This is a genomic window from Paracoccus rhizosphaerae, from assembly GCF_026162645.1.
GTDB lineage: Bacteria > Pseudomonadota > Alphaproteobacteria > Rhodobacterales > Rhodobacteraceae > Paracoccus > Paracoccus rhizosphaerae.
The window spans coordinates 1-10,948 of record NZ_JAOTBE010000088.1; the positions used below are offsets into that span (position 1 = coordinate 1).

Annotated in this window: 6 protein-coding genes and 2 pseudogenes; 3 read left to right on the forward strand and 5 right to left on the reverse strand. The window is 64.2% G+C overall.

Annotated elements, in window-relative coordinates; genetic code table 11:
- The first annotated feature begins 304 nt into the window (after positions 1 to 304).
- Positions 305 to 1,030, forward strand: a complete 726-nt coding sequence (locus tag OC184_RS18175) for a response regulator transcription factor (RefSeq protein WP_265508565.1) — start codon at positions 305 to 307, stop codon at positions 1,028 to 1,030.
- Positions 1,027 to 1,527, forward strand: a complete 501-nt coding sequence (locus OC184_RS18180) for a hypothetical protein (protein WP_265508566.1) — start codon at positions 1,027 to 1,029, stop codon at positions 1,525 to 1,527. Before OC184_RS18175 ends, OC184_RS18180 begins: the two co-directional genes overlap by 4 nt.
- Positions 1,528 to 1,534: 7 nt before the next feature.
- Here OC184_RS18180 and OC184_RS18185 read toward each other — a convergent pair whose 3' ends face one another.
- The 5 genes and pseudogenes from OC184_RS18185 to OC184_RS18205 form a co-directional block, all read right to left on the reverse strand.
- Positions 1,535 to 2,875: an HlyD family type I secretion periplasmic adaptor subunit gene (locus tag OC184_RS18185; RefSeq protein WP_265508567.1), complete on the reverse strand. Its 1,341-nt coding sequence runs from the start codon at positions 2,873 to 2,875 to the stop codon at positions 1,535 to 1,537.
- Positions 2,868 to 4,766: a type I secretion system permease/ATPase gene (locus OC184_RS18190; protein WP_265508568.1), complete on the reverse strand. Its 1,899-nt coding sequence runs from the start codon at positions 4,764 to 4,766 to the stop codon at positions 2,868 to 2,870. Before OC184_RS18190 ends, OC184_RS18185 begins: the two co-directional genes overlap by 8 nt.
- A 27-nt stretch (positions 4,767 to 4,793) precedes the next feature.
- Positions 4,794 to 6,740: a hypothetical protein gene (locus OC184_RS18195; protein WP_265508569.1), complete on the reverse strand. Its 1,947-nt coding sequence runs from the start codon at positions 6,738 to 6,740 to the stop codon at positions 4,794 to 4,796.
- Between the two features lie 138 nt (positions 6,741 to 6,878).
- Entirely contained in the window at positions 6,879 to 9,056 is a 2,178-nt protein-coding gene (locus OC184_RS18200) for a hypothetical protein (RefSeq protein ID WP_265508571.1), read from the reverse strand.
- Between the two features lie 331 nt (positions 9,057 to 9,387).
- Positions 9,388 to 9,801, reverse strand: a pseudogene (locus OC184_RS18205) (chromate transporter); the annotation flags it as partial.
- A 200-nt stretch (positions 9,802 to 10,001) separates the two neighbouring features.
- On the opposite strand from OC184_RS18205, the pseudogene OC184_RS20740 reads away from it, so the two are divergent.
- Positions 10,002 to 10,891: pseudogene (locus OC184_RS20740) on the forward strand (IS110 family RNA-guided transposase); the annotation flags it as partial.
- Positions 10,892 to 10,948: the final 57 nt, after the last annotated feature.

The window sequence follows — 10,948 nt, forward strand, 5'->3', positions numbered from 1 at the left end:
CGAAGGTCATCTCGTGGCCGGCTTCGACATCCGGAGACGCTTCGCCGGCCACGCCCGCCGTAGCGCCCAGACCCGTCATGCATTAAGACTGAAACCGGACCACCCGATGGGGGCAGGTCAGATAGAGGTGTTCAGGCCGGACTAATTAGGTCTTTGATGGGGAATTAAGTTAACGTATTATGTTTAACAGTGGGAATGATCTGTCTTCAAAAGAAGAGCTACGTCCAGCTCTCCCGATGTGCTTATTCTGTAATGTGCCAACATTGCTTGGCGAACTGGTTATGATTGATCTGGGGAGGATTTTATGCCTGATGGCTCAGAACCGGCTCTGGCTGTGCCCTACCGGCACACCGAAGGCGTTGCCCGTGTAGTCTTGGCAGGCTCGTGCATCAGCTTTTCGGACAGGATACTCTGGATACTCCAGGACGAGTTTCCCGAATACCAGTTCGAGAGGTCGAACCAACCTGTTTCCCTCGGTAAGGAACAAGAGGATGGCCTCCATCTTCTGATCTATGACGAGGACGCGGCCGAAAAGCTGCTGAAGTCGCCGCAATGGGGCCAGGCCCGAGTGGCGCTAGCCTTTCGCAACGTTCCGTCGATCGTGGACGGGCTGAGACGGCTCGGGGTCCAGAAGCTTCCCGCTGGCCTCAGTTTGCTACCGATGAACGTGCAGATCGACACATGGCTTTCCATTGTCCGGCTGCTGCTGTGCGGCGAAACCTATGCGCCGGTGGATGTGCTGTTGCAGTTGGCCATCCCGGCGGTGCCTGGCCAGGAGGACCGGCCAATGTCGCAAGGAGCGGTTGGAAGGAAAGTCGATCTGTCGATGCTGACGGCGCAGGAAAGCAGGGTGCTTCCCCTGGTCGCCCAGGGCAAGCAAAACAAGGTCATCGCTGAGGAGTTGTGCATGTCGGAACATACGCTGAAGCTGCATGTGCATCACATCATCGCCAAGCTGGGGGTTCGCAACCGCACCGAAGCGGCCGGCGTCTACCTTTCGACCCGGACGGAGGAGGCCGCCCTGCGGTGACGCCGAGTGGCCTGCCAGAGGATTTCGACGCCCTGCTTCTGCTGATCGGGCGGTTGACCTATTCTTGGACCAACACTGAAAGCCTGCTGATCCATCTGATTGCGGGACTGGCACGGGTGGACAAGGAGACTGCCCTTGTCATCTTCCTGACGCTGAACACCACACGGGCGCGGGTGGATCTCGTGGAGCGACTGGCCAAACTCGATCAGGTGCCGGCCCAGCATCGCACCCGCATCCTCGACCTCACGCGTGAGTTCATGGGATTGTCCGTCCTGCGGAACCGCTACAGCCACTCCATCTACGCCTTCGATATGGAAAGCGGCAGCGCACGGACAATCCTCATGCGGATCTCGGACCGCAAGTACAAGATCAAGATGGGGCTTTCCACCGACCTGGACGAGGATGCCCGGCGGGACATGGAGGCGGCGCTGACCAGTCTCGCCGCCCTAAACCAGAAACTCTGGTCGCTGATCCACGAACTTGGGTATCCCACCTGATCCACCCTCACTCTTCGCGAAAGGCGCGGGACATGCTGTCGCGGATCGGCTTGACCAAGTATTGCGTGAAGGTCCTGGTTTGCGTCTGGATCATCACCTCGGCCGGCATCCCCGGCGTCGGAACGAAACCCGGGATCCGGGCCAATTCCCCCGGAGCTAGGCTGACGCGGGCAACATACACCTCGCGCGCGATCCCATCGTGCTCGCTGGTGATGCTGTCGGCCGACAGGTAGGCGATCTGCCCTTCCAGGACCGGCGTCGTCCGCTGGTTCAGCGCGGTCAGCCGGACAATGGCGTGCTGCCCTTGGTGGACGCTGTCGATCTCGTGCTGCGGAACCAGCACCTCGACGATCAGCGGCGCGTCTGCCGGCAGGATCTCGATGATTGGCTTGCCGCTTTCGACCACGCCGCCGGCAGTGTGATAGAAAAGCCGTACGATGGTTCCCGCCACCGGCGAACTGATCTCGACCCGGCTGGACACGTCCTCGGCGGCGACCGCACGTTCACGGATGGCATCGCTCTCGGTCTGCGTCGACTGCAGCTCTTCCAGCGCGGTGCGGCGGAATTCGTCCACCGCCCGTTCCATCTGCGCCTGATAGCGGGCCTTGACCTCGGCGATCTCGTCGATTTCAGCCTGAAGGCGACCGACCTGCCCTTCCGCGGCAATCATGGCGCGCTGGACCGAGGCCAGTTCGGACCGGCGCACGAGGCCTTGGTCGCGCAGATCGACCTGCACGGCATGTTCCTCGCGCAGGATCTCAAGCTGCCTGCGGTGGGAGTTGAGCTGAAGCTGATATCCGGCCCCCCGGATGTTCAGCGCTTCGATGTCGCGCTGCAGCATCCGCAACTCGTTGTCCAGTTCGGTCCGCGAAACACTGAACGCCAGTTCCTGACCATCCAAGATGTTAGCGACATCCGGGTCCTCGATCCGCGCCTCGAGAAGGTGGCCGGGGAAGGCGACCTTGTCGCGGCCCTCGGCCTCGGCCATCAGCCGCGCCTCGATCGCCTCGAGCCGCCAGAGCCGGAAGCGCAGCTCCCGCTCTGCCGCCAGCGCGGCGGTGCGGTCTAGGCTGAGCAGCACCTCGCCCGCCTCGACCGTGTCACCCTCGTTGACATAGATGGCCTCGATGATGCCGCCCTCCAGGTGCTGGACGATCTTGTTCTGCCCTGTCGCCACAAAGCTGCCCTGCGAGATGACTGCTGCGGCAAGTGGCGCCGTAAAGGACCACCAGCCGAAGCCGCCGAAGGACAGCACCAGCAGCGCGATGCCAAAGATGGCATGCCCCCTGATGGATCGGGGAACAGTGTCAAACCATTCGGATTCACGAGGCACAAGCGTGTTAGGCATCTGGCTCTTCCTCGTTGGTGACGGCGTTGGCGGCCGCGTTGCGCTTGGCTAGTGCCTGCAATACCTCGTTGCGCTGGCCGAACAGCGTGACGTTGCCGTTGGCGAGCACCATAATCTTGTCTACCACCGCCAGCAGCACGGGCTTTTGGGTGATGACGACCACCGTTATCTTCTGCCGCTTGGCATGGGCGATGGCATTGGCCAGCGCGTGATCGCCCGCCGTGTCCAGGTTCGAGTTCGGCTCGTCCAGGACCAGCAGTCGTGGATTGCCGAAAAAGGCGCGGGCGAGGGCCACGCGCTGCTTCTGCCCACCCGAGAGCGGCGCGCCGTCGGCAGCGACGAATGTCTCGTAGCCCTGCGGCAGGCTGGCGATCATGTCATGCACATCGGCCAGCACTGCGGCGCGGTGGATCTGCTCGTCCGTGGCATCGGCGCGCATCCGGGCGATGTTGTCCTTGATGGTGCCGGGAAACAGCTGTACGTCCTGCGGCAGATAGCCGATGTTCTCGCCTAGCTGGCGCGGGTCCCAGTTGCGCAGGTCCATCAGGTCCAGCCTGACGTTGCCCGAGGTTGGCAGGATTGAACCGACCAGCATCTTCCCCAGCGTCGTCTTGCCCGCGCCGGAATTGCCGATCACTGCCAGCGAATCCCCCGGAATGAGCGAGAAGCTGATCCCGTTCAGCACGACCTGCTTGGTGCCGCCGGGCACATAGAGCAGGCGCTCCACATCCAGGCGGCCCTGCGGCTCGGGCAGTTGCAGCCGTTCGAACTGCAGCTTGGACGAGGTGAGCAGCGCCGTGATGCGGCCATGGGCCGAGCGGGTGAGAAGGAACGAGTTCCAGCCTTCGATGGCGCCCTCGATCGGCGCCAGCGCCCGGCCCGCGATGATGGATGCGGCGATGACCATCCCGCCGGTCAGTTCGCCCTGCAGCGCCAGATAGGCGCCCCAGCCCAGCATCGCGATCTGCGTCAACAGGCGGACGGCCCGCGACATGGCGGCAAACACGGTGTTGCGGTCCTGTGCCCGCACCTGCGCGGTCAGCGACATTGCCGTGTCCCTGCCCCAGATCGCGACGGCTTCGGGGATCATTGCCATCGCATTGATGATCTGGCTGTTGCGCGACATCGAATCCAGGTGCAGGTTCGCCCGCGACTGCGCCGCGTTCGCCACCGCGAAGGGCTTGGAGGTGGCCTTCTGGTTGATGAGCGCGATGACCATCAGAACCAGGGCGGTGGCGACGACGATCGTGCCCAGATGCGGGTGCACCAGAAAGATCGCGGCGATGAAAAGCGGCACGAAGGGCAGGTCCAGAAAGGTGATCAACGTCCCTGAAACCAGAAAACCCCGCAGCGTCTGAAGGTCGCCCAAGGTCTGGTACTCGCGCCCGTTCCCGTGCAGCGAGGCATGGGCCGCCGCGCTGAGGATCGGCGCCCCCAGCCTGACCGCCACCTCGACCGCCGTGCGCATCAGCATGAAGCGCCGCACGGCGTCGAAGGCCGCCTGCAGCAGGACAGCCCCCACGATCACGATCGTCAGCATAATCAGCGTGTCCAGGGACCGGCTGGTCAGCACCCGGTCCGAGATCTGGAACAGATAGATCGGGATAGACAGCACAAGAAGGTTGGTGGCGCAGGTCATCACCATGACCAGCCCCAGGTTGCGCCGCACCGCCGCCATTCCCGACCTCAGCCGCTCGCCGAAGTTCTCGGGGCCGAGGCGGCGGTGGAACTTGCCCGTGCCGCGGCCTCCGCCGCCGCCCGGAAGATCAGCACGCGGCACCGGCCCCAGCCTGCCCTCGATCGTGCGCCCCATCCCAACGGACGCGGAGGAGTCCGAAGGCTTCACCCGGCCGGGACGTTCGAGTACCGGTTCAACGGAAACATCTTTCACCATTCACTCCTGCTGATCACTTGCGTCCTATGCCAGCATGGTCTGCATGACATCCAGGCTGCCTCCGTCCATCGGAAGCAGGACAGGACTGCCCGCATCGTCCGCTCCGGCTGCCCCGTCGATCATGTCGTCGGCAAGGAACGCCACCGCCTCGTTGGCCAGACCCTGCATCGCGACGCCCGTTGGGTTGGCGTCCGATTCCACCAGGCCCGCCTGGTGGATCAGCGCGTCCGAGTAGATATCGCCCCCCGCCATGACGGTCGAGTCGATGCCGAACTCGCGGATCACGGCCTCGTTGGCCAGCACGTTGGACCCGGTGACGATCTTCAGGTCGCTGCCGGCCTGCACGGCAGCCTCGGCGGCCAGGGCAACCTGATCGTTGTCACCCAGAACATTGACCTGCGACACGACATTCATCGTCACCAGGTCGCCGGTGACATAAAGAACGCTCAGGGTATCGTCGTCGAAAAGATCCCCTTGAGACAAGGCGGGCATGGCCCCATCGTGGGCGGCGGCATCAAGCGCGTCCCGCCCGAACGGCGTGAGACTGCGGTACTCATCCACACCCGTGCTGTGAATCGAGGCGGAGTTGAACAGGACGTTGTCGCTGCCCGAGGCGCCAACCCCGCTTACCGTGTCATCATCCATCAGCACGTTGCACTGGTAGACATAGCTGATGTCATACATGTTGCCGCCGACGACGATCATGTCGTAGCGGTACCCCAGTTCAGCAAGCATGGTGATGTTCGCCACCAAGTTCTCGCCCAGGCTGACATAGGTGCTCGACCCCATGCTGGTCAGCACGGCCATGTCGTGGTCGGTCACATAGCTGGTCTGCGAAACCCAGTTATAGCAGATCAGGTCGCCCTCGATGCGGGTCACGGCCCATTGCGCCGGAATTACGGCTTGTGCACCGTCCGCCGCCGCGCCGGCCGAGGTCGCGCTCTGTTCGTTCGAGGCCGCGTTCATCAGGATCGAGGGCGCGTCACTGCCCTGCTGCGGCGTCAGGCAATCCCGGTCGCTCAGCACGTTGACCTGGTCGATCGCGTCGATCCTGGTCACGTTGCCCGCGACCACGATTACCGCAGCGTCGATCCACATCGAATTCACCGCGACGGCGTTTTCAAGCACGTTGGCGCCGGCAATCACCTCGTGACCCGAGACGTGCGGGACAAGGGGATTGTCCCGAAGTTCCTCGGGCAGGACGTCCTCGGGCGCGTCCCCATCGTCCTTCGCAAGGTAGGCGGGCATCTCCAGGACCGGCATCTCGGTCACGACCTTGCCGTTGACCACCATGCCCGTGGCACCGGTTCCCGTGACCGTGAAGGAAGTGGCACCTTCGGGCAGGGCGTCGGCTTTCGCCTCGGCCGCCTGCACCTGCGCCTTCAGGTCCGCCGCCGCGGCCACCCAAGGGGCGGCGCCGTCGGTTTCAGGCACGGACGTGGCGGCAAGCTTCTGCGCGATCTCGACCAAGCGGTCGAGGACGGGCAAGAAATCGGCGGCCGGTGCGAAGCCTGCCGCAGCCACCGGTCCCAGGATGTCGTCGTCCTGCAACGCAAGCGCCTGCCAGGTCAGGGTGGCGACCGACGACGGGACTGTCAGCGTCGGGCCCGCATCCGCTGGAGGTAGACGCGTCCAGATATCGATATCGGGTCCCGTCAGGCTTTCGCCCGTGCGCAGCGCGAGGAGACCCGCGGAAAAAGGCATCAGGGGGATTTCAGACCAGACAAGCTTCGGCAGGCCGGGTGAGAAGCTGTCCTCATGCGACCGGGGCGTCCAAGTCAGGGCGGGATCGAAACCGTCCAGTTGATATGCGCTTGTCTGGATCTGCTGTGGATCGTGGACCTGGATCTCGTTTTGCTGCGCCTTCAGGTGAAGGAACTCCTCGTAGGACTGTCGCAGCCTGGCCTCTTCGGTCCCGAGGTGGAAATGACCAATGAAATGGGCGATGGTTTCGGTTATTGAATCCAACATACCACGACCCCTTGAGAACTGCGGGAGCGACTGCGCGGACCGGACAGCGTCGGCAATGACGCCGGAACGGGATCAGGCAGGGCGGCCCCGTTGAAAAGGGAGGGGCGGTGATGCCCCTCCCGGTTGCATGGTCCGCGATCAGATCGCGTCTTCGTCCGCGGCGTAGGACGAGCTGAAGTTGCCGCCGACGACAGTCATGTCGACGGTGTTGCCCAGCACGTTGGCGCCCATGACGATGCTCTGGTTGAAGGCCGCCTGATCCAGCGCGGCCGCCGCCGAGGCATAGGACGTGCCGTTGACATAGCCGTCGTCGCCGTTCGACGAACCCCAGGTTCCGCCGCCGCCGCCGGCGCCGCCGTCCCCGTTGGTCGCCATGCCGCCATCGCCGCCATAGCCGTGCGCCGATGCCATACCGCCCGTGGCCTGGCCGCCATAGGCGTCGCCCGAGTCGCCGCCCATGGCCGTGGCCGCGCCGCCTGCCCCGGTCATGCCGCTCCAGGCCGCCGAGATCAGTTCGGGCGAAACGACCGAGTCAGCCGCACTGTCGGCCGTCACGTCACCGCTGTCGCCGCCGGTCGATTCGGCATCGCCCCTGCCGGACGACGTGTTTTCCGAGTCGGCCGTTCCGGTGGCCCGGCCGCCGCCGCCGCCGGTGGCCGTGCCCGTACCGGTGCCCGACGAGGTGTTCGTCGCGTCCGTATCCGAGGTCACCGCGCCGCCCGCGCCCGAAGCCGCGTCCGTGTTCACGGTATTGCCGGCCTCGCTGCCCGAGTCGTTGTTCGAGGTCAGCCTGCCGCCGTCGCCGCCGGTTCCGGTGCCGGACCCGGTGCCGGTTCCGGTGCTGGACGAGTCGCTGTCGCTGTCGCCGCCATCAGCGCCGTCGCCGCCGCCAGCCATGGCCGCGCCCAAACCCTGGGCATTGCTCAGCGCTGCCGACAGGGCATCCGCGTCGCCGCCGTCACCGCCATTATTGCCGGTGGGTCCCAGGCCGAGGAAGCTGAAGGACGAACCGCCGTCGCCGCCATCGGCGTCTGCGTCCGACCCGCCAGCATACGCGCCGCCCAAGCCCAGGCCGGACCCGGTCGAACGCCCGTCGCCGCCATCGCCGCCGTCGCCGGCGTCGCTGTTGGCATCCGAGTCGGCACCGCCAAGGCCGATGCCCAAGCCCGCCGAATCGCCGCCATCGCCCACCTCGTCATCGCTGGACGCGGACGAAGCAGATCCGGCCAAGCCCAAGCCGTTCGACTCTGCATCGCCGCTGTCACCGGCCTCGTTGTCCGAGGACGATCCTGCGCCGCCCAAGCCCAGGCCTAGACCCGCACCCGTGGCGTCACCGCCTTCCGTCGCCGCCGAACTCTCGGCCGACGAGCCGCCGATCCCCAGGCCGACACCAAGCGAGGTGGAGTCGCCACCGTCGCCGCTGGCAGCCAGGTTCAGCGAGGCCGCAGTGCCGCTGACTTCGCCGCTTATCTCTGCAGTGGCATCGCCGCTGTCGCCGCTGTCGCCCCCGATTGCGGCAGCGTCACCGCCGTCGCCGCTGGTGCCGCCGCCCGACGCCGCCAGCCCGCCAAGTGCCGCGCCGCCCGCTCCGTCACCGCCGCTGGCATCGGCATAGCTGCCGCCTTCGCCGCCCGCGGCACCGCCCGCAATGCCCTCGGATGCAGTGGCGATGCCGCCTTCTGCGATACCGTTCATTGAGAATTCAGCACCGTTGCTGACGGTGGCACTGCCCAGATAGTCCTCATCCGACATCGAGCCCGCCTGGACGATCGGGGGCATGCTGGCATCGCCCAAGATGTCACCGATGTTCAGTTCGATATCGTTGCCGGGGCTGTGCTCGACATCACGGCCCGCGTGAACGAACGCGCCGATTTCCGAGTTGTCGATGTCGATGTGGTCGTCATCGGTCGGCTCCCAGCCCTCCATGCCGACACCGACCGCGACATCCACGTTCACGTCAGTCGTGGATTCATTCGTATTGGTGTTGGTATTCGTGCTGGTGTTGGTGCTATCGTTCGCGTTCGAGTTCGCGCTGTCGTTGCTGTTACTGTTATTGCTGTCGGCATTCGCATTGGCGTCAGCGTCGGCAGCGGCTTCGGCGGCTGCATCCGCGGCCGCATCTGCATCGGAAGCCGTCTCGTTGTAGTTCGCGTTGTCGTTATCGTTGTCGTTGTCGTTATCGTTGTCGTTATCGTTGTCCGAGGTGCTCCACTGCATCTGGTCCTGGCCTTGGCCCTGACCCTGATACTGTTCCTGGTCCTGGCTCTGGTATTGATCGTCCCAGTCCCAGAAGCTGTTGTTTCTCTTCTCGCTCATCTCCAGTACTCACTTTCTGCTGTGGCACCGGCCGAACCGCCATTCATCTCAAAAGCGGTTATCCTGCCGGATGCGTTTCCGATCGTATGGACTGAATTCTGGCTGCCGTTCGATCGTGCGACCGAACGGATCCTGCGGATTTTCGATGGGTTCTGTGCGCGATCCTCCTCTCGCGAGAGACGCCTGCCTTGCGGCGGTCGACCCGAGGGCCGGGAATGTCGTGGATTTCGACGAAGCGTCTGTTGGCGTCGCCGAATTCAACCGGCGATGTCCAAGAATTTGCGATATCGGCGGCTTTTCGCAATCCTCAATTCGATATAGGACGATTGGGCTATTGTGCGGTACATCGAAAGGATGAGCCGCGGAGTTCTTGGACCCCGTTCCAGGCAGGAGCCAGCAGCAGCCCGCCGATGGCGCACCCCGTCAGAACGGCCACGGTCTCGACCTTGAAGCGGAAGACTGTCACAAGGGCCGCAACGACAAGAAGCGCCGCCATGAGGTCCAGCGTTCGCCAGACCGGCAGCGCCATTTCGATCCCCAGGGTCGCGAGCGGGCGAAGCTGCGCGAACAGCACATTCAGCCCCAACCAGACTGCAAGGTTCAGGATTACTCCGACGACTGCCGCGGCGATGGATGTCAGCGCTGCCGACAGCAGCCTGTTGTCCCGCAGCCTTTCGGTGAAGGGCGCGCCAAGGACGGTCCACAAGAAACAGGGTGTGAAGGTGACCAAGGTGGTCAGCAGCTCGCTAAGCGTGCCGGCCCCGCCTCTCTCATCCCGCCCATGAAGCCAACAGGCGCGGTTACCTCAGCGCTTCTGGCCGAGATTTGAACTTTTCCTGGGGTTGCGTAAGTGAGGTCTACCCCGCGATGGACCTCATGCCAATCGACGCACAACAGCTCCAGAAGTCCGGGCGACAGCATGACCTCGACACGACAGGCAGTCTTCGCGGCTTGACCGCGGCGGGATTGGGCGTGATGCTGATGGAGACCCGGCAGGTAATGGGCGCGCTGAGGGCCATGCCGATCAAGACCGATCGCCGGGATGCCGAGGGGATCGCGCGCCTGCTTCATCTGGGATGGTTCCGGCCGGTCCACTGCAAGTTGGTCTCGGCACAAGAGGTTCGTGCGGTTCTGAACGCGCGCGAGGCGGCGCAACAGGGGTTCATCGCGCTGGAAATGTCTGTGTGCGGGCTCTTGCGGAACTTCGGCCTGAAAGTCGGCTCCATATCGCGCGGCAGATTTGAACACCGCACTCGCGAACTGGCTACGGGCAATCCGAAGCTGGAGCGGCAACCGAACCAATGCTACGGGCACAATTGTCGCTCTGACAGGAGTTGGCCGGGCGGGAACGCCATGTCCGCCAGCTTGCCCAAAAGGATCTGGCCTGCTGCCGCATGATGTCCCTGCCTGGGGTCGGCGCGGTGGTCGCACTGACCTATCAATCCGTGATCGATGATCCCGGTCGCTTTACGTTTTCGAAGAAGGTCGGGCCCTGGGTTGGATTGACGCCCTCACGAAGTCAGTCGGGCAAGCGCGATGTCTCGGGTGGAATCACCAACGCGGGCGACGTCAATCTCCGGCGCGCCCTGTGTCAGGCTGCGACGGTCATGATGCATCGTGACCGTTCGACTTGGCTCAGGACATGGGCCGCATAGGTTGTCCGCCGCCGAGGGTCGAAGTGCGCGATGGTCGCGCTGTCGCACCGCATTGGTGTCATCCTGCATCGCATGTGGGTCGAGGATGCCGACTTCCGTTCCGATGATCCCGCAACGCATGTAGCGCGGTGGTCTTGCCCCCAATTCACCGGACACTCAGGCGTTTGCGGTTTGAGCTGAGATGAACTCGCGAGGCGAGCGCATTTTCAGCCCCGAGTGCGGGTGGTTTTCGTTGTA

Coding starts and splice junctions, on each gene's coding strand:
- OC184_RS18200 (WP_265508571.1), bottom strand. CDS start 9,056: ATGAGCGAGAAGAGAAACAACAGCTTCTGGGACTGGGACGATCAATAC.
- OC184_RS18175 (WP_265508565.1), top strand. CDS start 305: ATGCCTGATGGCTCAGAACCGGCTCTGGCTGTGCCCTACCGGCACACC.
- OC184_RS18195 (WP_265508569.1), bottom strand. CDS start 6,740: ATGTTGGATTCAATAACCGAAACCATCGCCCATTTCATTGGTCATTTC.
- OC184_RS18185 (WP_265508567.1), bottom strand. CDS start 2,875: ATGCCTAACACGCTTGTGCCTCGTGAATCCGAATGGTTTGACACTGTT.